22 protein-coding genes are annotated in these 25788 nt (G+C 68.1%); 16 read left to right on the forward strand and 6 right to left on the reverse strand.

Annotation, left to right across the window (positions count from 1 at the left end):
• The first annotated feature begins 42 nt into the window (after window positions 1-42).
• The 3 genes from ACFV15_RS01730 to ACFV15_RS01740 all read left to right on the forward strand — a co-directional run bounded on the left by ACFV15_RS01730 (window position 43) and on the right by ACFV15_RS01740 (window position 3766).
• The gene (locus ACFV15_RS01730; RefSeq protein WP_378348200.1) at window positions 43-840 is read left to right on the forward strand and encodes an ESX secretion-associated protein EspG; all 798 of its coding nucleotides are present in this window, start codon (window positions 43-45) and stop codon (window positions 838-840) included.
• A 463-nt stretch (window positions 841-1303) separates the two neighbouring features.
• Complete coding sequence (gene dnaB, locus ACFV15_RS01735) at window positions 1304-2725, forward strand: replicative DNA helicase (RefSeq protein WP_378348201.1); 1422 nt, start codon at window positions 1304-1306, stop codon at window positions 2723-2725.
• A 21-nt stretch (window positions 2726-2746) separates the two neighbouring features.
• Window positions 2747-3766, forward strand: a complete 1020-nt coding sequence (locus ACFV15_RS01740; RefSeq protein ID WP_378348202.1) for an LLM class flavin-dependent oxidoreductase — start codon at window positions 2747-2749, stop codon at window positions 3764-3766.
• Between the two features lie 88 nt (window positions 3767-3854).
• Here ACFV15_RS01740 and ACFV15_RS01745 read toward each other — a convergent pair whose 3' ends face one another.
• Window positions 3855-4964: an FAD-dependent oxidoreductase gene (locus tag ACFV15_RS01745; RefSeq protein WP_378348203.1), complete on the reverse strand. Its 1110-nt coding sequence runs from the start codon at window positions 4962-4964 to the stop codon at window positions 3855-3857.
• Window positions 4965-5029: 65 nt separating this feature from the next.
• On the opposite strand from ACFV15_RS01745, the gene ACFV15_RS01750 reads away from it, so the two are divergent.
• Window positions 5030-5710, forward strand: a complete 681-nt coding sequence (locus ACFV15_RS01750) for a TetR/AcrR family transcriptional regulator (RefSeq protein ID WP_378348204.1) — start codon at window positions 5030-5032, stop codon at window positions 5708-5710.
• A 151-nt stretch (window positions 5711-5861) separates the two neighbouring features.
• Here ACFV15_RS01750 and ACFV15_RS01755 read toward each other — a convergent pair whose 3' ends face one another.
• Together ACFV15_RS01755 and ACFV15_RS01760 are read right to left on the reverse strand one after the other, a co-directional pair.
• Window positions 5862-6749 carry an aminoglycoside phosphotransferase family protein gene (locus ACFV15_RS01755; RefSeq protein ID WP_378348205.1) on the reverse strand — a complete coding sequence of 296 codons (888 nt, stop codon included), beginning with the start codon at window positions 6747-6749 and terminating at the stop codon, window positions 5862-5864.
• Window positions 6750-6767: 18 nt separating this feature from the next.
• On the reverse strand, window positions 6768-7637 hold the full coding sequence (locus ACFV15_RS01760) for an LLM class flavin-dependent oxidoreductase (RefSeq protein ID WP_378348206.1): 870 nt from the start codon (window positions 7635-7637) through the stop codon (window positions 6768-6770).
• 141 nt (window positions 7638-7778) lie between these two features.
• On the opposite strand from ACFV15_RS01760, the gene ACFV15_RS01765 reads away from it, so the two are divergent.
• The 8 genes from ACFV15_RS01765 (at window position 7779) to ACFV15_RS01800 (ending at window position 16089) form a co-directional block, all read left to right on the forward strand.
• Window positions 7779-8309, forward strand: coding sequence for a ribbon-helix-helix protein, CopG family (locus ACFV15_RS01765; protein WP_378348207.1), 531 nt, complete (start codon window positions 7779-7781; stop codon window positions 8307-8309).
• A gap of 93 nt (window positions 8310-8402) precedes the next feature.
• A complete protein-coding gene (locus ACFV15_RS01770; protein WP_378348208.1) occupies window positions 8403-9245 on the forward strand; it encodes a DUF4097 domain-containing protein in 843 nt (280 codons plus the stop codon).
• Window positions 9246-9256: 11 nt separating this feature from the next.
• Window positions 9257-10207 (forward strand): ATP-binding cassette domain-containing protein, encoded by a 951-nt coding sequence (locus tag ACFV15_RS01775; protein ID WP_378348209.1) that lies wholly within the window; start codon window positions 9257-9259, stop codon window positions 10205-10207.
• Entirely contained in the window at window positions 10204-11022 is an 819-nt protein-coding gene (locus ACFV15_RS01780) for an ABC transporter permease (RefSeq protein WP_378348210.1), read from the forward strand. Before ACFV15_RS01775 ends, ACFV15_RS01780 begins: the two co-directional genes overlap by 4 nt.
• A gap of 26 nt (window positions 11023-11048) precedes the next feature.
• Entirely contained in the window at window positions 11049-12251 is a 1203-nt protein-coding gene (locus ACFV15_RS01785) for a cytochrome P450 (RefSeq protein ID WP_378348211.1), read from the forward strand.
• Between the two features lie 56 nt (window positions 12252-12307).
• Window positions 12308-13387: an alpha/beta hydrolase family protein gene (locus ACFV15_RS01790; RefSeq protein WP_378348212.1), complete on the forward strand. Its 1080-nt coding sequence runs from the start codon at window positions 12308-12310 to the stop codon at window positions 13385-13387.
• Window positions 13388-13537: 150 nt separating this feature from the next.
• The gene (locus ACFV15_RS01795) at window positions 13538-14557 is read left to right on the forward strand and encodes a serine hydrolase domain-containing protein (protein ID WP_378348284.1); all 1020 of its coding nucleotides are present in this window, start codon (window positions 13538-13540) and stop codon (window positions 14555-14557) included.
• A 32-nt stretch (window positions 14558-14589) separates the two neighbouring features.
• Entirely contained in the window at window positions 14590-16089 is a 1500-nt protein-coding gene (locus tag ACFV15_RS01800; protein WP_378348213.1) for an alpha/beta hydrolase, read from the forward strand.
• Window positions 16090-16686: 597 nt separating this feature from the next.
• Here ACFV15_RS01800 and ACFV15_RS01805 read toward each other — a convergent pair.
• Complete coding sequence (locus ACFV15_RS01805) at window positions 16687-17448, reverse strand: esterase/lipase family protein (protein ID WP_378348214.1); 762 nt, start codon at window positions 17446-17448, stop codon at window positions 16687-16689.
• A gap of 108 nt (window positions 17449-17556) precedes the next feature.
• Here ACFV15_RS01805 and ACFV15_RS01810 point away from each other — a divergent pair, with 108 nt between their 5' ends.
• Complete coding sequence (locus ACFV15_RS01810) at window positions 17557-18324, forward strand: dioxygenase (RefSeq protein WP_378348215.1); 768 nt, start codon at window positions 17557-17559, stop codon at window positions 18322-18324.
• A 92-nt stretch (window positions 18325-18416) separates the two neighbouring features.
• On the opposite strand, the gene ACFV15_RS01815 is transcribed toward ACFV15_RS01810, so the two are convergent.
• Both ACFV15_RS01815 and ACFV15_RS01820 read right to left on the reverse strand, forming a co-directional pair.
• On the reverse strand, window positions 18417-21368 hold the full coding sequence (locus tag ACFV15_RS01815) for a beta strand repeat-containing protein (RefSeq protein WP_378348216.1): 2952 nt from the start codon (window positions 21366-21368) through the stop codon (window positions 18417-18419).
• A 163-nt stretch (window positions 21369-21531) separates the two neighbouring features.
• Complete coding sequence (locus tag ACFV15_RS01820) at window positions 21532-22563, reverse strand: hypothetical protein (RefSeq protein WP_378348217.1); 1032 nt, start codon at window positions 22561-22563, stop codon at window positions 21532-21534.
• Window positions 22564-22801: 238 nt separating this feature from the next.
• Between ACFV15_RS01820 and ACFV15_RS01825 the strand changes: the two genes are divergently transcribed.
• The 3 genes from ACFV15_RS01825 to ACFV15_RS01835 are packed head-to-tail and all read left to right on the forward strand — an operon-like array spanning window position 22802 to window position 25784.
• Complete coding sequence (locus ACFV15_RS01825) at window positions 22802-23995, forward strand: AI-2E family transporter (RefSeq protein WP_378348218.1); 1194 nt, start codon at window positions 22802-22804, stop codon at window positions 23993-23995.
• Entirely contained in the window at window positions 23992-25134 is a 1143-nt protein-coding gene (gene macS, locus ACFV15_RS01830) for a MacS family sensor histidine kinase (protein ID WP_378348219.1), read from the forward strand. The genes ACFV15_RS01825 and macS overlap by 4 nt, the downstream gene beginning before the upstream one ends.
• Window positions 25131-25784: a response regulator gene (locus ACFV15_RS01835; protein ID WP_370945807.1), complete on the forward strand. Its 654-nt coding sequence runs from the start codon at window positions 25131-25133 to the stop codon at window positions 25782-25784. The genes macS and ACFV15_RS01835 overlap by 4 nt, the downstream gene beginning before the upstream one ends.
• Window positions 25785-25788 lie beyond the last annotated feature (4 nt).

The raw sequence follows: 25788 nt of genomic DNA on the forward strand, positions 1-25788 counted from the left end.
ATGGGACGGCTCAACGACGAACACAGCTAGGGGGACGGCGCGGTGCTGGCCAACCAGGTCACGGTGGCGACGGCCACCCTGATCAACTTGATCAGGCGGCGCGACGGCGAGCCGCACACCGTGCTCGCCGAGACGCCGACGTTCTACGACCAGTCCGCGCAGCGCAAGGAAGACGACCGCGTCAACGCCGAACTCGCCCGCTACGGGTTGTTCGGCCCACGCGGCCTGGACTCCGGGCTGAAGGCCACGCTGGAAGCCGTCGCCAGGCCGCAGCTCGAGTACTACGCGTGGATCGACGGCGGCTACGAGGGCAAGGCGCTGAAGTACACCCTGCTGGCGGGCAGCGCGGGCGGCGAGGGGTTCGTGCTCGCCCGCAACCCCGAGCATGAGGGCGTCGTACTGGCCTCGGTGAGGCCGTCCGAGGTGCTGGAGAGCTTCATCGAGCAGATCCCGAAGCTGGCACCGGGGCGCGGTCACCCGCTGGTGGTGCCCAAGAGCCAGGTGGCCGGAGTGTCGGCCACCACCACCGCGCAGGACGACGGATACTCGGTACTGCGCAGTGGGCAGGCGAGCGCGGGCAGCCAGGAGGCCGACGAGCTCCGCCGGATACTCGGGCTACGCCGAATGGGTGGCGGAAGCCTCTACGTCGCGGCCCGCGGACGGACCGGGAACAGGCAGCGAATCGAACGCCCCGTGAACTACATCGATACGTCGGAAGGCCGGTGGCTGACCGAAGAGGTACCGGGCAGTGGCGAACCGGCGATCGCCTTCACCCCCGCCAACCAGCAGTTACTCGCCGAGCGGTTACAGAGCGCACAGGGCAGGCTCTTCGGCTCGTAGTCGCGAGGGCCATTCAGCCTATCGAGCAATCGGTCTACCCTCCGTAGCTTTCATCCACAGGTCGGCACCCTCGCGGGGCCGGCACAGGCCCGCGACACGCCGAACAAGCAGTCCTACCCGACACGCCGAACGAGTTTTGACAAAGTTCTCCACAGCTTGCACACATGCTTTGACCAGGGGATCTCTGAACTGTTCACGTTGTTGTCCCCAGGTTGTACACAGGCTGGGGCGCACTTGTGACTGGTTACCCCCATTCGTCCCCAGGTTGTCCACAGGTTGCTCCCCACCCGGATTTGTGCTGGTTCTTTCAGGGCATCTAGCGTGCCCTGACGGCCCGGTACGGACGGTGGCGATCGGGGGCCGCGCGAGCCGCGGCCGCGATGGCTTCGAACAGGCAGCATCGAGCAGCCGCTTCAGGCATAATCGAACTTATGTTCGACAGAACGAGGAGGTGTTGAGAGCGGTGGCGCTCACCGACGACCGCGGTCCGATGTACGAGTCCGGCGACCCCGGCCCCCAGGATCCTGGCCCGGGCGGGGGTGGCGGTGGTGGTGGTTTCGACCGCCAGCCGCCTCAGGACCTGGCAGCCGAGCAGTCCGTGCTCGGCGGGATGCTGCTGTCCAAGGACGCCGTCGCCGACGTCATCGAGGCGCTCGGCCCCGACGACTTCTACCGCCCGGCACACCAGGCGATCTACGACTGCATCCTCGACCTCTACGCCAGGGGCGAGCCTGCCGACCCGATCACCGTCTCCGCCGAGCTGGAGCGCCGAGGCGAACTCGGCCGCATCGGCGGCGCCCCGTATCTCCACACGCTGATCGCCACCGTGCCCACCGCCGCCAACGCCAGCTACTACGCGGAGATCGTCGGCGAGAAGGCGGTGCTCCGGCGCCTGGTCGAGGCGGGCACTCGCATCGTCCAGTACGGCTACGGCGCGGCCGCGGCCGACGGCGCGAACATCGACGAGATCGTCGACCGCGCACAGGCCGCCATCTACGACGTCACCGAGAAACGCACCAGCGAGGACTACGTCGCGCTGGAGGAGCTGCTCCAGCCGACGATGGACGAGATCGACGCCATCGCCTCCCGCGGTGGCCAGTCGAAGGGCATCCCGACCGGCTTCACCGACTTCGACGAGCTGACCAACGGCCTGCACCCCGGCCAGATGATCATCGTCGCCGCGCGACCCGGCGTCGGGAAATCAACGCTGGGACTGGACTTCGCCAGGTCAGCGTCCATCAAGCATGGCCTGACCAGCGTCATCTTCTCGCTGGAAATGAGCCGCACCGAGATCGTCATGCGCATGCTCTCGGCCGAGGCGAAGATCCGCCTCGCCGACATGCGTGGTGGCAAGATGACCGACGACGACTGGACCCGCCTCGCGAGGCGGATGAGCGAGGTCTCCGAGGCGCCGCTGTTCGTCGACGACTCACCGAACATGACGATGATGGAGATCCGCGCGAAGGCTCGCCGCTTGAAGCAGCGGAACGACCTGAAGCTCGTCGTGCTCGACTACCTCCAGCTGATGACGTCCGGCAAGCGCGTCGAATCGCGGCAGCAGGAAGTCTCGGAGTTCTCCCGGCAGATGAAGCTGCTGGCGAAGGAGATCGAGGTCCCGGTAATCGCGATCAGCCAGCTGAACCGTGGTCCCGAGCAGCGAACCGACAAGCGCCCGATGCTGTCCGACCTCCGTGAGTCCGGATCGCTGGAGCAGGACGCCGACCTCGTCATCCTGGTCAACCGCCCGGACGCCTGGGAGCGGGACGACCCCCGTGCCGGTGAAGCGGACCTGATCATCGCGAAGCACCGTGCCGGACCGACCGCGACGATCACCGTCGCGCACCAGCTGCACTACAGCCGGTTCGTCGACCTCTCGCACGACTAGCCCGGTGCCCTGGAGGTTGTGATGCGCGCAGGCGTCGTTGTCACCGCGCAACCGGGTGTGGAGGACCTCGCCGCACGGGCCGAGGAGTTGGGCCTGCACAGCTTCTGGCTCAACGACACCCCGATGGTCCACGGCGACCCGTTTGTCGCCTTGAGCCTGTGCGCGAAGGCCACCCGCCGCATCAAGCTGGGCATCGGTGTGACCTCGCCGGCGCTGCGTTCGGCCCCGGCCGCCGCGAGCGGGTTCGCCAGCCTCAACGCGCTGGCGCCAGGCCGGATCATCTGCGGGGTCGGCACCGGGAACACCGCCAGGCGCACCCTAGGCATGGCGCCGACCACGGTGGCCGCGCTGGAGAAGTTCACCGCCTCGCTGCAGGATCTGTGCGCCGGAGGCCCGACCGAATATCGCGAAGGTGACCGCGTCCGCGACGTTCGGTTCCTGCACGCCGGGACGCACGTGAACACCACTGACCCGATTGAGTTCGTGGTCGCCGCGCTCGGGCCGAAAGCCGCGGCCATCGCCGGGCGGCTCGGCGCCGGACTCATGTCGTTCGGCCTGCTGGACCCCGTCGCCTGGCAGGCACTGCGCGACGCCGCCCAAAATCCACGCGATTCCTACTTGGTCACCGCGCTGCACGTGCTCGACTCGGACGAAGCTCCCGACAGTGACGCGGCACGGGACGCGACCGGTCACCTCGTCCTGTCGCTGCTGGCCTTCGCCGCCGACACGCCTGCCTTCGCCGGGCAGCTTGGGAGCGAGGAACGCGAAGCGGTGCGGCGGCTACTCGAGCGGCGTGGCACCACGGCCACCGCACCGGACCGGTACACCAAGCTCTACCCCAACTATCTCGGGCGCATCGCACCGGAAGATCGGGACTTGGTGCTGCCCTCGCTGATGAACACCCTCGCGCTGGTCGGCACTCGCGACGACCTCCGCACCCGCATCGCCACGCTGGAACACGCGGGCATCGACGAACTCCTCATCCAGCCGGTGGTCGACCCACTCGCCGAGATGACCCGGCTCGCCGAACTCCTCGCCTGATCGGCCCGAGCCGGGCCACGTGAACGCCGCTTTCGCAACGCTCAACGTTGTGAAAGGGCCGTTCACGTGGATCGCGGCTGGGGAAGGCTCAGCTCGGCTGGAAGAACGCGAGCAGTCGCTCGCTCGCGTCCGGCGACATCAGCAGTTCCTGCATGCCCGCGGACATCCGGGCGGCGGCGCCGGTGCGTTCGAACATCTCGCGTTCGTATTCCTTGACGGCGGCGGGAAAGTCGTCCGGGTGCGCGGCCAGCTCGAGTGCGAGCAGCGCGCCGTCCAGCAGCGCCATGTTGGCGCCCTCACCCACGGGCGGCATCAGGTGGGCGGCGTCGCCGAGCAGTGTGATGCCTGGCTTCGACGGCCAGGTCAGGCCGATCGGGAGCGCGGTGAGCGACCGGGGCACGATCGTGTCGTCGCTGGCCTCGATCAGTGCGGTGATCCTGGGGTCCCAGCCGCTGAACTCCTCGAGCAGCCGTGCGCGGGCGGCGGAAGGGTCGTCGAACGAGAGCCCGTTGGTGGCGAACCAGTCCTCCGGGGTGTTGTAGAAGCTGAGGCCGACGCGAACGCGGCCGTCGCCGTTGCGCTGCGCCGCCAGTGAGCGTCCGTCGCCGAATACCCAGTAGTTGCCGCGCCCGACCATCGCCGCGAGGTCGGGGTAGGTGCGGTCGATGTCGGAAATGCAGAGCTCGACTATGTTCTGGCCGAGGTGCGCCGGGCGAGCGTTGGTGACCAAGGCGCGGACCCGTGAGTTCGCGCCATCAGCGCCGACCAGCAGGTCGTAGGTCGCGCTGCTGCCGTCAGCGAAGCGCAGCACGCCATCGCCCGCGGACTCGAACGCGTGCCCCCAGCGCACCGTGTGCTCGGGCAGGGAGTCCAGCAACAGGTCCCGCAGATCGGCGCGGTCCACCTCGGGTCGCAAGAGCGGTGCGTCGTCGGGCGTGTCCTCTTGCAGCAACAGGGTGCCGTCCGGCTTGAGAAGCCGCATGTCCTGGCCCTCGCCACGAGCGATCGCGAAGAACTGGTCGATCAGGCCGGCCTCGCGCAGCGCACGCTGCCCCGAGTGGATGTCGAGCATGCCGCCCTGGCCGCGCGCGTCTCGTGACGATTCGCGTTCGTACACAACGGATTCGATGCCGTTGACGTGCAGCACCCGAGCCAGGGCCAGGCCGCCCATGCCTGCTCCGACAATCGCGATGGTCATCGTGCCTCCGATACACTGTATTGGCAGATACACCGTATCACGGTCCACGCTGTATCGTCCTCGCCATGTTGGTGTGGGAGCGGCCGGAGCCGCCGGATCGACCGGCGCCTGCCCCGCTGAGCCGGGAGCTGATCGTCAAGACGGCGATCCGGCTTGCCGACGCGGACGGCCTGGACGCGGTGTCACTGCGCAAGGTCGCCGCGGCGCTGGACGTCGGGCCGATGCGGCTGTACGGCTACATCGCCACCAAGGAGGAGTTGCTCGACCTCATGGTCGATGCGGTCCACGCCGAGGTCCGGCCTGCCGGCGACAGTTGGCGAGAGGTGCTGCGATCACTGGCCGAAGCCCTCCGGCGGACCGCTCACCAGCACGAATGGCTCGCCGATCTGCTCGGCGGGCGGCCACAGCTCGGACCGAACACGCTGGCGACAAGCGAGGCCGTGGCGTCCGGAATGGACGGCGTCGAGCTGGACACCGTCGTACCGGCGATCACCGCGGTCAACTCGTACGTGGTCGGCGCGGTGCGCCGGGAGATCGCCGAACGTCGCGCCGAGCGAGCCTCCGGGATGGACAAGGAGCAGTGGCAGTCCACTTATGGGCCTTATCTGCTGCGGACCTTCGCCACCGGCCGGTTCCCCGCGCTGGCCAAGTTCGTCCACGATGGCCCGCACCTCGACGCCGACGAGACTTTCCACGCCGGCCTCGACTTCATCCTCGACGGAGTCGAAGCCCGCATCTCGAGCTGACGGCTACGGCGGGCTCATCACGGTGAGCATGCGGGCGAGCTTCCACGGCCACAGCCCCCAGGCGGCGACCTCCCCGCACTGTTCAGCGGCAAAGCGTCATCGGTTCATCGAAATCGAAGGCGACGAAGCCGCCGTGCGCGCTCTTCGAGCCTCAATCCGAACAACGGTTCACGGCGCGATCGAGCGCGGCCCGGCCCGCCGGTTCCCAAGTCGGCTTGCCGCCAGGCAGACCGAGTCTGCCGTTGCGACCGATAGTGATCAGGTGCAAGGCTCGCAGCACGGCCCAGCCACGAGCCCGCGCGATGGTGGACTCGTCCGCGTCCTCATAGGCGTCGAAGAACCGGCTCGCCGCCCCCTTGGGCAACAGGATCCACGCGGCCGACAGATCGGTCGCGGGATCGCCCGCGCACAGCTCGCCGAAATCGATCACTCCGGCGAGCACCCCGTCTCGCACCACCACATTCGCGGGATGCAGATCGCCGTGCAGCAAGGTGGGCTTTCCGCGCCACTCAGGCGCAGCGACGGCCTTCTCCCAGATCTCGCGGGCCGCGCTCGCGTCCTGCGCGATCACCGCCAAGGAACGGGAGAATTCGTCTTGCAACCCGGTCAGCGGAATGCCGCGTGTGGGGTTGGCCGGAGCATTCTCGGCTCCCTGTCGATGCAGTGCTTTGAGGAAACCCGCGAGGGTCTCGGCCGTATCAGCGCGGGTGATCGGGGCGGCGTCCGCCGGTTCGCCGTCAACCCAGCGCGCGATCGTCCAAGTGTGCTCGAACAAGGCCGACGGTTCGCCGATGCGCACCGGGGTTGGCGTTGGCAGCGGCAGGTGTTCGGACAGGACGGGCAGCCACGTTTGCTCGGTGCGCAACAGATTCGGGGCACGCTCGGTACGCGGCATGCGCACGGCCAGCTTCGCTCCGAGACGCCACAGCTGGTTATCCCAGCCGCCCGCGACATCTCGGAGTTCGAGGTCGGCGAGATCCGGGTGCTGTTCCCGCAGCAACGCTCGCACCAGGTCCTGCTCAAATCTGAACTCGCCCATCGCCAGTACTTTCGGTCGTCACTGAGTGAGGCGGGGCGGGCCTTGGTCGATCCGCCGGAGCATCGGTTCGGCGCGGTCGAGGCTGTCGTCCCATGGCATGCATTCGTTCCACCACGTGGCGCCGGCATCGGCGAGCGGGCCGACCAGGTCGCGGCCCGGCGCTCCGGCTTGGCTCGCGCCGCCGATGACAATGTCGAACGGCTGGTCCGCTAGCCCGTTCTCGATCCGGCGGGCGCGGAGGAAACGCGCCAGCTCCCGGACCTCGTCCGGGGCGGGTGGCCGGGCGGCGACCATGCCGTCGAAGCCGGGGACGGCACCGTCCCAGCGGGCGGCTCGCCGCATCGGCGCCTTGTTCGGCCATTGCCCGCCGACCCAGATCGGCACCCTCGGGCGCTGGACCGGCGTCGGCAGTAAGGCCACGTCGTCGAGCGTGACCTGATTGCCCTGGTAGCTCACCGGTTCGCCTGACCACAGCAGGTCGAGCGCGTGCAGGCTCTCGTCCAGGCGCTCGGCGAGCACCCGCGGGTCGTCCGTGTCGCCGAAGCTCGCGTATTCGTCCTCCAGTGGCGCGCCCAGGCCGACGCCGAGGATCATCCGCCCGCCGGTCAGCCGGTCGAGCGTGGTCACCTCCCTGGCCAGCTTGCCCGGCCGTCGGCGCGCGACGGGCGTGATCACGGTGCCGAGGCGGATCCGGCTGGTGGCCAGCGCCGCCGTGGTGAGCAGGACCCAGGGATCCGCGATCTCCCGGCGCAGGTGCTTCTGCTCGACCAGGTGATCCCAGACGAACAACCCGTCCCACCCGGCCGCCTCGGCACGGCGCGCCACCTCGGCGAAGGTCTCCGGCGCCGCGAACTCCCCGAAATTCGGAACATAGATCGAGTACCGCATGCCTGGCATCATGCCTCCGGCCACCGACACTTTCCGACCAAATGCCACCTGACCAGCACTCTTCGAAGCGTGGCACCACTTGGTGCCACCTTGAGCCAACTTTGTCTTGCAGTGGTGCCATGCGTGTGCCATAGTGGTGCCATGGACTTGACCACGTATGTGAGCCACCTCGGCCGCGAATTCGCCACCCTCGCCGAAGCGGGCGGGGAAGAGTCCCGTGCGTTGGTCGAGCGCCTGACCGGGTCGCTCGAGTCGGCGATCCGGATGACCTTGCTGGAGGCGCTGTCGGCCGCCGCCGACGAGATCACCAGTGACCTGGCTCCCGGTTCCGTGCAGGTCCGCCTGCAGGGACGTGACCCGCAGTTCGTCGTGACCGTGCCTGCCGCCGAGCCGGTCAAGGTCGTGGCCGAGGAGCCGCCGACCGTGGCCGAAGGCGGCCCGGCACCCGGCTTCGAGGACGGACCGAGTTCACGGATCAACGTCCGCCTGCCCGAACAGCTCAAGGCCGCGGTCGAGGAGGCCGCGGCCGCGGAGGGGCGCTCGGTCAACGCCTGGCTGATCCGCGCGGCCACCGTGGCAGTGCACCGCTCACAGCAGCGCGAGCGGGACCAGGTGTCCGAAATGCCGCTGAGCCCTCCGGCGAAACAGGGCTTCACCGGCTGGGTCCGCTAGCCGCTCACCGCGCCTCGTAGGCGCACACCACACACCACACACCACGCCCCGACCTGCGGGGATGCCTCACCAACACATGATCAGGGGACAGCCATGCCAAAATTCGACACTCCCGAACCCATTGCCGTGACGCTCGAATTCGGCGTCGGCAACGTGCGGATCGTCGCGAGCGACCGCACCGACACCGTCGTCGACGTCCGGCCGAGCAACGAGTCCGACAGCTCGGACGTGCAGGCCGCCCAGCGGATGCGCGTCGACTACGCGAACGGCGTACTCCAGGTGACGGGCCCGAAGCGCACCTTCGACTTCTCCCGCAAGACCAAGTCCGTCGACGTGGTCATCGAGCTGCCAGCAGGCTCGCGGCTGAACGGCGACGTGCAGGTCGGGAACCTCAGTGGCACCGGCAAGCTGGGGGACTGCCGGTTCAAGACCTCCGCCGGGAACATCCGGCTGGAGCAGACCGGCCCGCTGCGCCTGGACACCGGCGCCGGGCACCTCACGGCCGACCACGTCACCGGCGCCGCCGAGCTCCACACCGGCTCCGGGAAGGTCGATCTCGGCGAGGTCGACGGCTCCGTTGTCGTCAAGAACTCCAACGGCGAAACCACGATCGCTTCGGCCACCGGCCATGTGCGGGTACGCGCCGCGAACGGCGACATCACCGTCGACCGGGCGGGCGCCGGCGTCGAGGCAAAGTCGTCCAACGGCAACATCCGGCTCGGCGAGGTGGCCCGCGGCGCGGTCGAACTCGGGACCGCGATGGGTGACCTGGAGGTCGGCATCGCCGAGGGCACCGCCGCCTGGCTCGACGTGAACACCGGTTTCGGGCAGGTGCGCAACCTGCTCGACAGCACCACCCAGCCCGACGAGGCCGACGAGACCGTCAAGGTGCACGCGCACACCTCGTTCGGCGGCATCACCATCCGACGTTCCTGAGGGGAAAAACCATGACCATCGATCAAGCGATCAGCGTTACCGGCCTGCGCAAGTCGTTCGGCGAGCACGTGGTGCTCGACGGCATCGACCTGAATGTCCAGCGTGGAACGGTCTTCTCGCTGCTCGGCGCGAACGGCGCAGGCAAGACCACCACGGTCAAGATCCTGTCCACTTTGATCAACGCCAGCGCGGGAACCATCCGCGTCGCGGGCCATGACGTCGCGACCGAACCGGACGCGGTGCGTGCCGCGATCGGTGTCACCGGCCAGTTCTCGGCGGTGGACAACCTGCTCAACGGCAGGGAAAACCTGATGATGATGGCGGACCTGAATCACCTCGCCCGTGGCGACGGCCGCCGGCGCACCACCCAGCTGCTCGAACAGTTCGACCTGGTCGAGGCCGCAGGGAAGCCTGCGTCGACGTATTCCGGTGGCATGCGACGGCGGCTCGATCTCGCGATGACGCTCGTCGGGAGCCCTCAGGTGATCTTCCTCGACGAGCCGACCACCGGGCTGGATCCGCGCAGCCGCCGGGAGATGTGGCAGATCGTCCGCGAGCTGGTCGCCGGTGGCGTCACGATCTTCCTGACCACGCAGTACCTGGACGAAGCCGACGAGCTGGCCGACCGGATCGCGGTGCTCGACCACGGCAAGGTGGTCGCCGAGGGCACCCCGGAGGAACTGAAGCGCCGCATCCCCGGTGGGCATGTCCGGCTGCGGTTCGCCGACCCGCGTGGCCTCGATTCGGCCAAGCAGTTGCTGGGACAGGCCACCGACGACACCGACGCGCTCGCCTTGCGGGTGCCCAGCGACGGCAGCCTGCGTTCGCTGAAAACGCTGATCGACCGGCTCGACCACCAGGCCATCGAGGTCGACGAGCTGTCCGTGCACACCCCCGATCTCGACGACGTCTTCCTCGCCTTCACGGGCGACCCCGCCAAGGAGAAGGTGACCACCCGATGAGTACCCCGGCACTCGCCGCACCGGCGAACCTGAAGTTCCACCCACTGCGCGACTCGGCGACCATGTTGCGCCGCAACCTCAAGCGCATGGTGCGCTACCCGTCGATGACCGTGCAGCTCGTCGGGATGCCGATCATCTTCCTGCTGCTGTTCGTCTACGTGTTCGGCGGCACCATGGGCGCCGGGCTCGGCGGCGTCGGCGGCGGACGCGCCGAGTACGTCAACTACCTGGCGCCGGGGATCATCCTGATGACGGTGACGGCCACGGTCCAGGGGACGACGATCTCGGTCTGCATGGACATGACCGAAGGCATCATCGCCCGGTTCCGCACCATGCACATCGCCCGCGTGTCGGTACTGACCGGCCACGTGCTCGGCAGCGTCATCCAGGCGATGATCAGCCTGGCGATGGTGATCGGCGTGGCACTGCTCGTCGGCTTCCGCCCCGCGGCAGGCGTCGGCGCCTGGCTGGCCACGGCCGGTTTCCTGGTGGTGGTGTCGTTCGCGCTCGTCTGGCTCGCCGTCGCGCTCGGTCAAGTCAGCAAGACCGTCGAGTCCGCGAGCAACGTGCTCATGCCGTTGATGCTGCTGCCGTTCATCGGCAGCGGGTTCGTGCCGACCGACTCCATGCCGGCCGGGCTGCGCTGGTTCGCCGAGTACCAGCCGTTCACGCCGATCATCGAAACACTGCGCGGCCTGCTGATGGACAAGCCGCTCGGCAACAACGCGTGGCTCGCGCTCGGCTGGTGCGCGCTCATCGCGCTCGGTGGCTACCTCTGGTCCAAGCGGTTGTTCAACCGCGAATACGCGGGCTGATCCCCAACCTAGGCAAGGAGTTCACGATGTCGATTCCGCAGGGGCTTCCGATGGACCGCGACGCGGGTCCGTTCGCCCCGCCCAGTGAAATCACCCGGCTGCGCGAGACCCGCCCGGTCAGCCCGATGCACTTCCCTGACGGTCACGAAGGCTGGCTCGTCACCGGCTACGAAGCGGCCCGCCAGCTGTTGGCGGACACCAGATTCAGCTCCCGCCAGGACCTCGGTGTCATCCACGTGCCGTTCGAGACACCCGGCATGCCCACCCCCACCGAACCGTCGCCGACGATGCCCGGCTTGTTCGTCGCCATGGACCCGCCGGATCACACCCGGCTGCGGCGCAAGCTCACCGGCGCTTTCACCGTCAAGCGCATGAAAATGCTCGAAGAGCACATCGTCGAGATCGTCGAGCGGCAGCTGGACGAGATGGCGAAGCTGCCCGCGCCGGTCGACCTGGTCACGGCGTTCGCGTTGCCGGTGCCGTCGCTGGTGATCTGCGAGATGCTCGGTGTCCCTTATGAAGACCGGGACAGCTTCCAGGCGAACTCGGCTCAATTCCTGGCCAGGGATCAGGAATTGAGCGAGAAGATGGGCGCGTTGACCGCGCTGACCACGTATCTCGGCGAACTGGTCTTGAGCAAGCGCGCCAACCCTGGCGAGGACATCCTGTCCGATCTGGCAAGCCAGGAGGATCTCAGCATCGAGGAACTGGTCGGTGTCGCGTTCCTGCTGTTGCTCGCCGGGCACGAGACCACCGCGAACATGCTGGCGCTGGGCACTTTCGCGCTGCTGGAGAACCCCGAGCAGCAGGCCGAACTGCGGGCCGATCCGGAACTGCTGCCCAACGCGGTCGAGGAACTCCTGCGCTATCTGTCCATCGGCGACATCTTTTACCGCTACGCGGCGGAAGACATCGAACTCGGGGGAGAAACGATCGCCAAGGGATCGACCGTCGTCGTCTCGCTGCTCGCGGCCAACCGTGACCCGCAGCGGTTCGAAAACCCTGACACGCTGGACATCCACCGCAAGGCCCGCGGTCACCTGTCCTTCGGCCACGGCATTCACCAATGCCTCGGCCAGCAATTGGCCCGTATCGAGATGCGTGCCGGTTTCGAGGGACTGCTCCGCCGCTTCCCGACGCTCAAGCTCGCGATTCCCGCCGGGGACGTGAAACTCAAGACCGACATGAACATCTACGGCGTTCACGAACTTCCGGTCACCTGGGGCTGACCTTTTCGGGGGTTTTCCCCGTGTTCCACCGCTGCCGTTCTCGGCACAGTGCAAGTATGCGAAAGCTTTCAGCGCTGATCATCACCCTTTGCCTGCTTGGTTCCATGCCCGCCGTGTCGGCCGCCGAGGCCGGCGCGGCGGGCTTGTCGCTGCCCGCGCCCACCGGGCGGGACGCGGTCGGGCGGACCACGCTCGCCCTCACCGACCGCGGCCGGACGGACCCCTGGGTGCCAGAATCCGGGCCGAGACGGCTGATGGTCACGCTGTTCTATCCGGCGGTGCGAGGCACGGGCAGCCGAGCTCCTTACCTGGACAAGGACGAAGCCGCCGCGCTCTCGGCTCGCTTCCACGAGGACGCGCCGCAGCTCACCGCCGAAAAGCTGATCGGTACCCGCACCTGGTCTCGGGTCGGCGCGAACCCGTTGCCCGGCAAGCGCCCGCTCGTCCTGCTTTCGCCAGGCTTCAACGTTCCGCGTCACACCCTCACCTCGCTCGCGGAGGACCTGGCTTCCCGCGGTTACGTCGCCGCGGCCGTCGACCACGCTTTCGAGTCCAGCTCGGCGAAATTCCCCGGTGGCGTGCTGCCGTGCTCGGCCTGCGGGCTACCCGACAAGATCGGCCGCGCGCCGATCGCGCTCAGCCGGGCCACCGACCTGTCCTTCGTGCTCGACGAACTCCGCGGCAATCCGCTGATCGACCAGCGCCGCGTCGCCGTGGTGGGGCATTCATTGGGTGGCGCGGCCGCGGCCACCGCGATGCGCGCCGACCGGCGCGTCGACGCCGGGGTCAACCTCGATGGGCCGATGGAACCGGTCGCCGCACTCGATCGGCCGTTCCTTTTGGTCGGCAGTCCCGAAATCCACGACCCGGCGGCCACCAAGGACCCGTCCTGGGAGGCCGTGTGGCCCATGATGACCGGCTGGAAACGGCGGCTGACCATGGCAGGCGCCGATCACTACGCCTTCACCGACCTGGACCTGCTCGTCCAGCAGGCCGGCTTCGAAGATACGTTCCCGCTCGACCCCGCACTCGGCATTCGCCTCACCCGCAGCTACGTCGCCGCGTTCCTCGACCGGCACCTGTGTGGTGGGGCTAGCCCCACCATGGGCCTGGGTGCTGCGGACATCGTGGGGTGAGCGCCGGAATCCATAGCCTTGTGATCACCGGGAGCCGACGTGCGGAACCCGGTCTCATAGGGAGGGATTCCTTTGCTACCAAGGACTTGGGGACGAGTCGCGGTCGGTGCGGCCGTGGTGGGCGCGGTGCTGGCGGGCACTGTGCCCGCGATGGCGGCGGTGTCGGTGCGCCATGAGGTCGGGCAGGCGCTGGACGAGCTTGTGCGGACGGGGGTGCCCGGTGCGCAGGCCGTGGTCACCGAACGCGGACGTAGCTGGGAGGCGGTGAGCGGGGTCGGTGACCGGCGTACCGGGAAAGCGTTTCCACACCGCTCGCATGTCCGGATCGGCAGTAATACCAAGACTTTCGTCGCGACGGTGATCCTGCAGCTGGTGGCCGAGGGCAAGGTGAAGCTGGATGAGCCGATCGACCGTTATCTGCCGGGTGTGGTGCGCGGCAACGGGAACGATGGCACCCGCATCACGGTGCGTCAGTTGCTGCAGCACACCAGCGGGCTTCCCGACTACGGCCCGAAGCTCACGGATGGCCCTCGGCATTACGAGCCCGCCGAACTCGTGCAGTTCGCGATGACGTTGCCGTCCCGCTTCGAGCCCGGCACGAAATGGGAGTACTCCAACACGAACTACATCCTCGCGGGAATGCTCATCGAGAAGGTGACCGGGCGCTCGCCCGCCGCGGAGATCACCAGCCGGATCATCAGGCCGCTCGGCTTGACCGACACCTACTACCCGGCGCCCTATGAGACCGGCATCCGCGGCGCGCATCCTCGCGGTTACGACCAGGACGAGGGCAAGTGGGTGGACGTCACCGACCAGGACCCGTCCTGGGGTGGCGCGGCCGGCGCGATGGTCTCGACCGGGCAGGACGTGAACCGGTTCTTCACCGCACTTGTGGGTGGGCGGCTGCTGCCGCCGGCGCAGCTGGCTGAGATGAAACGCACCGTCCCCGCCGATGTCTTTCCCGGCGCGCAATACGGACTGGGGCTGATCCGGATCCCGGTTTCGTGCGGCAAGGAGCTGTGGGGCCACGGCGGCTCCATCCCCGGTTTCCGCACGCGAGGCGGCGTCACCACCGATGGGCGTTCGGTGAACGTGACCGTCAACCAGGTGACCGCCACCGGTTCCGCCGACGTGCTGAAGGTCGTCGACACGGCTATCTGTGCGCGCTGACTTCTACTGTGAGGAAAGAGAAAATGCAACGTATGCGTGCGCTTGTCGCCACCACGGCGGCCGCGGCGAGTCTGCTGGCCGGGTCCGGTGTGGCACTCGCCGATCAGGAAACGGCTCAGCGAGGCGGTCTCGATCGCTTCTACCAGCAGAAGCTGGACTGGAAAGCCTGTAACCACAAGGAGTTGGACGCGGCGGGCGCCGAATGCGCCGACGTCAAGGTGCCGTTGAACTACGCCCAGCCGCGAGGCCGCACCATCACCGTCGCCATCTCCCGTCTGGCGGCCTCCGACAAGCAGAACCGGCGCGGCGTCATGCTGTCGAACCCCGGCGGCCCGGGTGGCCCTGGGCTCGACATGATGCTCGGCGTTCGGGAAAGCATGACGCCGGACGTGAAGTCCCGCTATGACCTGATCGGCATGGACCCCCGCGGCATCGGCCGGTCCGCTCCGATCGACTGCGGCTGGCCGGTCGGCACCATGCTGCGCTCGGCAGGCGTCGACCGCGCCGGGTTCGACGCCAACACCCGGTTCGAGAAGGACCTCGCCAAGCGCTGCATGGTCAAAGAGGGTCCCGACATCCGCCATTTCACCACCCGCAACACCGCCAGGGACATGGACGTGATCCGTGGTGCGCTCGGTGAGCAGAAGATCAGCTACTTCGGCTGGTCGTATGGGACCTACCTCGGCTCGGTGTACACGCAGATGTTCCCGCAGCGCAGCGACCGGTTCGTGCTCGACAGCGCGGTCGACTCGAAGAAGTTCGGCGTGCCGATGGTGCAGGACATGGGCAAGCCCAACGAGGCCGCGCTCGACGACTGGGCGAACTGGACCGCGGCCCGCGACGGCGAGTACCACCTCGGCAAGACCGGCAAACAGGTCCGCACTCACGTCGAAGACCTGATCAAGCAGTCGGCGCGGCAGCCGATCCGCATCGGCGAGTACGACCTTGACCAGCACGTACTGCCTCTCGTCCTGTTCGGCCCGCTGGCTGACCCGCGTCGCAACGCGACTCTCGCCGAGACCATCCAGCAGCTCACCGACGCCGCCGCGGGCAAGCCCGTGAAGCCGAGTGACGCGCTGGAGAGCGACCTGCGCCACGTCTACAAGCCGACGCCAGAGGAGCAGGGCTCAGGACAAGCGGCCATCATGTGCGGGGACACCCGCTCACCGCGTGACCCCGAGTGGTACTGGCGCAACATCCAGCGCGACCGCGCAGCCGAGCCGGTCTTCGGCGCCTTCGCCAACAACCTCACCGCGTGCGCGTTCTGGCCGGAACCGGTCGAAGAGCCGACCAAGGTGCACAACTCAGTGCCCTCGCTGATCGTGCAGGCCACCGGCGACACCCGCACGGCCTACGAAAGCGGCGTCGCGCTCCATAAGTCGATGGCCGGATCGAAACTGGTGACCCTGCAGGACGTCCGGGTGCACGGCGTGTTCGGCCGCTACCCGAACAAGTGCACGGAGAACGTGGTCAACACGTACTTCCGCGACGGCACGCTCCCGAAGACGGACCTCACCTGCCGCGAAGACTGAGGACTCGTGAGTGTTGCCGACAGTTCTATTGGGCGGAAAGCCAAAGGTGGCGTGCTCGGTGTGAGGTGAGGGGGCCGTTGGGTGCGTAGTACGCATTCGGGGGCACCCTCGCTTCACGATGAGGCTCTGGCAAGCGGTCGTGAGTGGTACGGCCGGTTCTAACCGGTCTAAACACTCACGACCCAAGCCTCCCGAAGCGAAGACCCCGCCGGCCTGCCCGGAGCACGCCATCTTTGCCCCTCCCCCCAAATATAGTTAAGGCTTGACTTGGGCTGTCAGGCGACGCGGATCGTGTCCTAGCGAATGTCCACAAAGGATACAAGTTACCGCTTTTGCTCTGCTTTGTCGTATTTGCCCGAGTTTGCGTGGGGTTCTGGACGGCACGAACGGGGCTTATGTGTCGCTCAGCGTTGCAAACGTGGCGTTCGTGCGTTCGCGGCTGGGTCGCGGCCGGACAGCTCACCGAAACCGGCCAAACAGCACACGAGCGGGTCAGCGCGAAAATCCAGAAGCAACGCGAACCGGTCACCGAAGGCATCAGCAAGGCGGACTACCGCACCACGCACGATGTCCTCGAGCGGATGGCACGAAATTTGACTAAGACGCCTTGAGTTCCAGCCGCGGAACGGAATCGGTCGCCCACTCGGCCAATTTCGGTTCCACAGCGGTGTAAAACTCCGGCTCGAAGCCCATTCTCGTGTGGCTGCACTGGATCTCGACACACTCGGCACTCGGGTCCTGGCACAACTTCCACGGCGCGATGCGATCGCTGCGCGAGTAGAACGCGACCGCGGGCATCCCCGGCGGCAATGGCTCAGCCAGCGATTTCATGTTGGTTTCGTAGCACCGGCCCGCCAAGCAGTCGGCGGTCAGCAACCCTGGCATCCCCAAGCTGGACAACTTCGCCAGCAGCCGCGCGACGCGGACGACCTTCGGATGCGCGCCGAGCGGGTCGAGCATCGGGCTTCCCAGTGTGACCAGCGCGCGGACCAGGTCGGGACGTTCGACCGCGACCAGGCGGCCGAGCCAGCCGCCGCGGCTCTGGCCGAGCAGGATCACCGAGCGGCCAGTGCTCTCGGCGTGCGCTTCCAGCCGGCGGATGATGCGTTCGACAAGGACGCTCGTGCAGCCGATGTTGATGCCGATGCGCGCGCCGGCCGGACGGTAGCCGCGCGCGGCCAGCCAAGTGGCGGCCACCTGGAGACTGCGGTCGCCGAAACCGAAACCCGGGATGAGCAGGACACCTTGGCCTTGCCCTCGCGTCGGGTCCGCGGCTCGCCAGACCGGGTGACGCAGCAGCCGGGGAACGCTGGCCAACGCGTCTACAACGCTCTCACCTGCCAGAACAGCTTTCGCCATGCCCATCTCCTCCTTCGCAGCCGAAGCAGAAGGTCCAGACGGGGGAATATCGCAGACAGCGCTTGCGTCTCACTATATAGTTGAAAGTTCAAACAACTGGAGGTCGAGATGACGCCGGTGCTGTACCTCAGTCATGGCGCACCGCCGCTGGCCGACGACGCGGTCTGGACCCGTCAGCTCGCCGAGTGGTCGAGCACGCTTACCAAGCCCAAGGCGATCCTTGTCGTCTCCGCGCACTGGGAGGAGGCGCCGCTGACGCTCGGCGCGACCACCACCGTGCCGCTGGTGTACGACTTCTGGGGTTTCCCCGATCACTACTACCAGGTGAAATACGGCGCACCCGGCGCTCCGGCGCTGGCCGAGAAGGTGCGCAAGCTCCTGCACTCGACCGAAACGCCGGTGCACAACGCGCCCGAGCGCGGGCTCGACCACGGCGCGTACGTGCCGCTGGTGGAGATGTTCCCCGAAGCCGACATCCCGGTGCTGCAGATCTCGATGCCTTCGCTCGACCCGCAGCAGCTGTTCGAGATCGGCCGCAAGCTCGCGCCGCTGCGTGACGAAGGTGTGCTGATCATCGGCAGCGGCTTCTTCACGCACAACCTGAGCGCGATGCGCCAGGTCACCGGCACCGACGGCACGCCGCCCGCGTGGTCGAGCGAGTTCGACCGCTGGGGCGACGAAGTGCTGCGGGCCGGTGACGTCGACGCGTTGCTCGACTTCCAGCACAAGGCGCCCGCCGCCCAGCTCGCGCATCCGCGGATCGAACATTTCGCGCCGCTGTTCGTCTCGCTCGGCGCCGGTGGCGCGCGCCAACCGAAGACCGTGATCGACGGCTATTGGTACGGACTGGCCAAACGGTCCGTCCAAATCGACTGACGCACAAAAGAACCGGGCCCCATGAGCGGAGTTCGCTCATGGGGCCCGGCCTGTTGGGTGTGGCCTAGAGAATCACTTCACTGGCGGTGAAGTCACTTCTTGAAGGAGGAGAAGCCACTCGCGATCTTGGAGAAGAACGCCGCGATCGGGTTGGAGTCCAGCGCCGCCATGGCGGGCACGGCGGGCACGGTGGAGGCGTTCGGCATGGTCACCGCGGCGCTCTGCAGCGCGGTCATGGCCTGGTCCACCGTGTTCAGCTTCAGGGTCGGCAGCTTCATCGAAGGCACCGAGACCGTGTTGCCGAGGTTGCCCAGCGCGGGCAGCTGCACCGGGAGAGCCGGAACGTCCTCGCGGGCGGCCTGGGCCGGGACCGCGGGGAGCTCGGGCAGCGCCAGCGCGGGCAGCCCACTCGCGTCCGGCAGCGCCGGCAGCTCGTCGGCGGCCATTTCGCTGCCGCACCAGTCGATCGGCACGAAGATCTGCGGCTCTTCGGTGATCTCGGTCGCGTTGGTGCCGGTCGCCGAAGCGTTGCCGAACAGGCCGAGGTCGACACAGAAGACCTGGACCAGCGCACCCAGCGGCTGCTGGATGTTGAAGCCGGACAGGCTGGACCCGTCGCCATCGGTCGTCGACTCGCCACCGGTCTTGCCGGTGGTCATGTTGTCGGCCTCGGCGGTCGCGTTGCCACCGACGGCGACGGCGTCGGCGAAGGCCTGCGCCACCGCTGCCAGCGGGATGTCGACGACGTTGCCGGAGATGCCGCCGTCGACACCCGAGGTGGTGACGTCGCCACCGGACTGGGCGTCGACCGTGTTGGTCGCGGTGCCCTTGGCGATGGCCGCCGCGGCGACCGCGTCACCGAACGCCTGGACGATCGGCAGCGCCTGCGCGCTGATGATGTTGCCCGAGATCGCGCCGTTGTCACCGTTGGTGTCGGCGGTGCCACCGGCGACGGACTTGACGTCGCTGGTGCCACTGCCGGTCCCGATGCCGGCACCGGCGATGCCGTTGCCGAAGATCGAGCCGGTGCCGCCGATCGGCAGCTGCACGATGTTGCCCGCGCCCGCGCCGTTCTGACCGTCGGTGGAGACGTCGCCGCCCGCCATCGAGTCGGTGATGTTCTCGCTGGCACCCTTGCCGATGCCGCCGAGGACGACGCCGTCGCCGTGCACCTGAGTCGGGAACGAGATCGGCCCGTTGATCAGGTTGCCCGCGATGACACCGGCGGTTCCGGTCGCGCTCTCCTTGTCACCGGCCTTCGAGGTGGTGTCGGTCGAGCCCTTGGAGACGCCCTTGCCGATGAACGCGCCGCCGACGCCGACGACCTGGACCGGCAGTGAAACCGGGACCACGCCGAGGTTCGAGCTGATCACGCCGTCGTCGTCGTGCGTCGAGCCGCCGCCGCCACCCTGGACGACCTTGACCTCGTCGGCCGAGCCGGTGCCCTGGCCGATGAAGGAGCCACCGACGCCGAGCAGTTCGGCCGGAACGGCGACCGGGACCTGCACCAGGTTGCCCGAGGCACCCGAGTTGTTGCCCTGGGTGCCGTCGTAGCCGCCGGCGGTGACGGTCTTCTCTTCCGTCGCCACACCGGTCGCGTTACCGATGTGCGAGCCACCGACACCGAAGATCTCGGGCGCGCCCGCGATCTGGGTGTTGGCGGTGTTGCCCGAGATCACGGCGCCGTTGCCGTTGGTGTACGAGCCGTTGCCCGCGTTCGCGTCGACCGTGTTGTCGTGCGCGGCGTTGGCGATACCGATGTAGGTGCCACCGACACCGAAGACCTCGACGGGCAGAGCCAGCGCCGGGTCGACGATGTTGCCGGAAGCGCCCGAGTTCTCCGCCGTGGTGCTGACGAAGCCACCGGCGTCGACGGTGCTGGACGAGGTGCCCGGCGTCTCCTGCCCGGTGCCCGCGTTGCCGATCCACGAAGCGGCCACACCCGCGACGTTGGCCACGTCACCGGTCTGCGGAACGATGATGTTGCCGTCGAGCAGCGAGTCGTCACCGCTGGTCTGGACGTAGGTCGGCGTGCCCGAGATGCCCTCGGTGGTGTCGCCTGCCTTGGCGTCGGCCGAGGTGTCGCAGGCGCCGGTGTTGGCCAGCGAGCCCCACGCGGCACCCGCGTTGCAGTTGAACTTGACCGGCAGCGCGATCGGCGCGCCGACGACGTTGCCGCTGCCGGCACCGCCGGGACCCTCGGCGTCGCCGCCGGAGGTCTTGACGTAGCCACCGGCGGTGGCCGCGCTGTCGTCGCTGAACTCGCTGTAGCCATTGCCCAGGATCCAGGACGCGGCGTTGCCGCTCACCTGGACCGGGGTGGCGAACTGCGCGGGCACGACGTTGCCGGAGATGGAGGAGCCATCACCGTTCGTCTCGATGTCACCGGTCTCGGTGATGTCCTGCGTGGCGGAGCCGGAGGCGGCGCCACGGCCGCCGGCGAGCCCGCCGCCGAGGCCGTTGACCGCGATGGGGGCGGCCCAGTCGAGCACGAGCGCGTTGCCGGCGAGCGCGTTGTTCGCGCCGTCGGTGGTGATGTCCTGGTCGTGGTTCCAGGTCTGCGCGCAGTCAGCGGTCTCGGTGGCGTTGCCGATGACACCGATCGCGTTGCCGCAGATCTGGATCGCCGGGACGACATCGGCGTTGACGACGTTGCCCTTGAGCGTTCCGCCGTTGTTGACGAAGCCGCCGGAGTCGGTGAAGCCGCCTTCGATGGACTGACGGGCGGGAGCCCCGGAGGCCTCTCCGGATCCTTCGGGCCAGGCGTTGCCGAGCGAGTCGACGTCGCGAGCGACCTGGCGAACTGCTTCGCTGGCCGGCTCGGAGCTGACGGTGCCCTCGAACTCGGGGAGGTCGAGCTGACCGATCGGCGTGCCGACGCCGTTGGCCTTCATTTCGAGCGGGATGTTGACGTTCAGGTCGATCGGGCTGGGGGCCGCGTCCGGGCTGACGGTTTCGTCAGCCGAAGCGATGCCCGTACCCAGCATCAACAATCCACCGGTAACAAGTGCGGTCTGGAGTCCGCGCTTTGCCCAGGACTGCATGGGGTATTTCTCCTTTTTTCGGGTTCCCTTGCGGGTACATGGAGGTGCCACGAAGTGGTGGACACCAGAGGGGTTCGCCGACGCGAAGAGCGCATGGCGACGTGGCGGGGATTTCAGGGAACGCGACGGAAAATCGCGTTAACCCTGCCCGCTATGAGGAAAATCAGTCAGGAGTGACACCGGGCTGAGAGCCCGGGGTGAGCGGCATGTACCGCACGCCCGTCAGCGCGTTGCTGACAGAGGCGTTGATCAGCGAGGCGGACGCGCCGGAAATGAAACCGAACGCGGGGCCGTCGACATGACCACCCGGAGCGGAGCCGCCACCGGGAGCTGAGGGCGCGGACGGAGCGATCGGCATCCGGTCCAAGGGGAACGGCAGCTTCGAACCACTCTGGTCATCGCGCGAATCGGACTGGACGTCCGAGCTTTCGGGAGACGTCTCACCGAAGGCCGCGGTGAACGCGGACTTGGCGGAGCCAGGAATCACGACCGTGACGAGCTGGAGCGCGGCCGGTGCTTCCGCGGCGGCCGGAGCCGTCGCGGTCGGCAGGTCATCGCGCTCGGGGAGCAGGCCGGTGATCGAAGGAAGGACGACGTCGGTGGCGTCGTTGTGGTTGAGCAGATCCCAGACGCGCTGGCCGAGCTCGCCATTGGGGTTGGAGGCCTGCAGCGTCTCGCCGAGCACCTGCTGGGTGTCCTCGGGCTTGCGCACGATGTGCTCGAAAGCCCCGAGCGTCCGGCTGACCGGGTGGACGACCGCGTCGCTCGCGAGGTCGGTGACGGCGTCGCTGACGCGGCTGGAGACCTCGTGCTCGACGCGGCCCTTGTGGTTGCGCTCGGCGTCGGTGCACCAGCCCGGTGCCTGCTTGACGGCTTCGGAGCCGGGCAGCGTCCACGCGGTGGCGTCCTGGTGGCAGACGGCGTCGCGGTAGCCGGTGGTGGCGGCGCCCGCCGCTTCCCCCGCGAAACCGGAGACGCCACGGGTCGCGTCGTTGAGACCCGTGACGGTCGCGTCGGTGAGGGGGGTGAGTCCCGCGCTCGCGCCGGAGGGAGCGGCAGGCTCCTCGGCAGCGGAAGCGGAGGCGTCGGAGATCATCCACGCGGCGGCGGCGCCACCGAGGACGAAGAGCGCACGCGACACCCAGCGGCTGGAGCGCACTGCGCCCTGCCCCTCGGTTGCCGACCCGTGCTCCACTGAATCTCCTTGCCGTCAAATAAGAGTTCTGGTGTGTTCCCGGACGCGCCGGGATCGATGTCGCCCTCAGAGATAAGCAAATTGCAGATCGACTCCGCACCTTGAGAGCTACTTGATGCCACCATCGTGTAAAGAACACGGCGTGTACCCGGCCCTCACAGCAGGTAATCAGGGCTGGCGGAACACGTTGCGGCTTAAAGGGCATGCCGGATATGGGTAGACCGTTACTGTGAACCCCGTGAGCGAGAAGCACAGCCAGAACCCGTTCGTTTCCGAGACGGCCGACGTGACGGGCCTCGTGCCGCGCGGACTTCGCATCGGCGCCGCGCTGTCGTGGCGCTTCCTCACCGTCTGCGCCGCGCTGTATGTGGTCATCTGGTTGATCGGCTTCCTGTCGGTGGTCGTCATCCCGATCGCGATCGCGATGCTCTTGGCCGCGCTGATGGCGCCCGCGGTGTCACGGCTGACGACCGGGCCGGTGCGGGTGCCACGCGGGATCGCGGCGGCGATCGTGCTCATCGGCGGGCTGATCGTGCTCGGCGGCCTGCTGACCTTCGTGGTCGTGCAGTTCAGCGACGGCCTGCCGTCTTTGCAGAAGCAGGTGACCGACAGCCTCCACCAGATCCAGACCTGGCTGATCGACGGGCCGCTGCACCTGCGCCAGGAGCAGATCCAGGACTTCATCAAGCAGGCCATCGGATTCATCCAGAACAACCAGTCTTCGATCACCGCGGGCGCGCTGACCACGGCGGGCGCGGTCGGCGAGATCCTCACCGGGTTCGCACTGACATTGTTCGTGCTGATCTTCTTCCTGACCGGCGGCGACCAGATCTGGACCTTCCTCACCCGCGCGGTGCCGTCGAACGTGCGGGTGCGCGTGGATGTCGCCGGACGCAGGGGTTTCGCCTCGCTGGTCAGCTATGTCAGGGCGACCGCGCTGGTGGCCGTCGTCGACGCGGTCGGCATCGGCGTCGGGCTGGCGATCATGCGGGTACCGCTGGTGATCCCGCTGGCCACGCTGGTGTTCCTGGCCGCGTTCATCCCGGTCATCGGCGCGGTGATCGCGGGCACGGTCGCGGTGCTGGTCGCGCTGGTCACCAACGGGTTCATCGGCGCGGTCATCGTGCTGGGCATCGTGATCCTGGTGATGCAGCTGGAAAGCCACATCCTGCAGCCGTGGCTGCTCGGGCGCGCCGTCCGGCTGCACCCGCTCGCGGTGATCCTGTCGATCACCGTCGGACTGGTCACCGCCGGTATCCCCGGCGCGTTGCTGGCCGTGCCGCTGCTTGCCGTGCTGAACGCGGGCATCAAGTCGCTGCTGCACGAGGAGAACCCGGACCCGGCCGACGTCGACGTGCTCGACGACAAAGCGTCGCAGCCGAACGCGACACCGGACGCGACGCCGGACGCGACGCCAGCCAAGAAGAAATGACCAAGCCGCCCGCGCCGACCGGTGACCCGGCCACCCCGTTGTGGCTGGGCATCGTCGTGTTGCGGGTGCTCATGCTGATGTTCGCGGCCGGCGCGGTCATCGTGCGCCACAACGATTTCGCGCGGCCGTGGCTGGCGTGGACCGTGCTCGGTGTGATGGTCGTCTGGACCGTGGTCACCGACCTCTTCTATGCGGCCGAAGCCACCCGCTGGGGCTGGCTGACGCTGGTGGACCTCGTGTTCACCGGTGGCTTGCTGATGCTCTCGCCGATGATCCTGTCGCAAGCGCAGTTCGCCGCGAACAGCCCGTTGATCACGACCGTGTGGGCGGCTGTGCCGCCGCTGGCGGTCAGTGCCAGGTACGGCGCGATCGCGGGTGCGCTGAGCGGGCTGTTCATCGCCGTGCTGAGTGGGCTCGCGACCAACCGCTTCGACCTCGATGTCGCCCGCGACGGCACGCTGCTGATCGCGAGCGGCCTGCTGGTCGGCGTCGCGGCCGACACCGCGCGCACCGCGGCCGAGCGGCTCACCCGCGCGTTGCGTACCGAGGCGGCGACGGCCGAGCGGGAACGCCTCGCCAGGTCGATCCACGACAGCGTGCTGCAGGTGCTCGCCAGGGTTCGCCGCCGTGGCGCGGAATTCGGCGGCGAGGCTGCTGAACTCGCGAAACTCGCCGGTGAACAGGAGGTCGCGCTGCGCGCGCTGGTCACCACCGAGCCGGTCGGCCCCGACGAGGACGGCACCACCGATCTGCGTGCCGCGCTGCAGTTGCTGGCGACGCCGGACATCCAGATCTCGACCCCGGCGGGGACCGTGCCGCTGCCGGCGCACACCACGGCCGAGCTGGTCGCGGTCACCAGGGAAGCACTGTCCAATGTGGAAAAGCACGCGCCGGGCGCGAAGGCGTGGGTGCTGCTGGAGGACCTCGGCACCGAGGTCGTGGTCAGCGTCCGCGACGACGGCCCCGGCATCGAGGCGGGACGGCTGGAGAACGCGGAGCGGCAAGGCCGGCTCGGCGTCGCCAAGTCCATCAGGGGGCGGGTGGCCGATCTGGGCGGCACCTGCGCACTCGACTCCACACCGGGCTCGGGCACCGAATGGGAAGTCAGGATTCCGGTCAACGCAAGGGGAGAGCGATGAGCGAGGGTGTTTCGGTGATGGTGGTCGACGATCACCCGATCTGGCGGGAAGGCGTGGCGCGTGACCTCACCGAGCACGGCTTCGACGTGCGCGCGACGGCGGCCGACGGCGACGCGGCGGTCCGCATCGCCCGCGCGGTCCGGCCCGACGTGGTGCTGATGGACCTGAATCTCGGCGAGACCTCGGGGGTGGACGCGACCCGGGAGATCACCGGCGCGCTGCCGACGACCAAGGTGCTGGTGCTGTCCGCGAGCGGTGAGCACGAGGACGTGCTCGAGGCCGTGAAAGCGGGGGCGTCGGGTTACCTGGTGAAGTCGGCGTCGGCGCTGGAGCTGGTCGACGCGGTGCGACGGACCGCCGACGGCGACCCGGTGTTCACCGCGGGCCTGGCCGGGCTCGTGCTCGGCGAGTACCGGCGGATGGCCGACACACCGTCCGACGGCGCCCCGCCGCCTCGGCTCACCGAGCGTGAGACGGACGTGCTGCGGTTCGTCGCCAAGGGCATGACCGCGCGGCAGATCGCGGAGAAACTCGTGCTCTCGCATCGCACGGTCGAGAACCACGTCCAGTCCACGCTGCGGAAACTCCAGCTGCACAACCGTGTCGAGCTGGCCCGCTACGCGATCGAGCACGGGCTGGACGAGCAATAACCAG

Source organism: Amycolatopsis sp. NPDC059657, assembly GCF_042734395.1.
Classification (GTDB): Bacteria; Actinomycetota; Actinomycetes; order Mycobacteriales; family Pseudonocardiaceae; genus Amycolatopsis.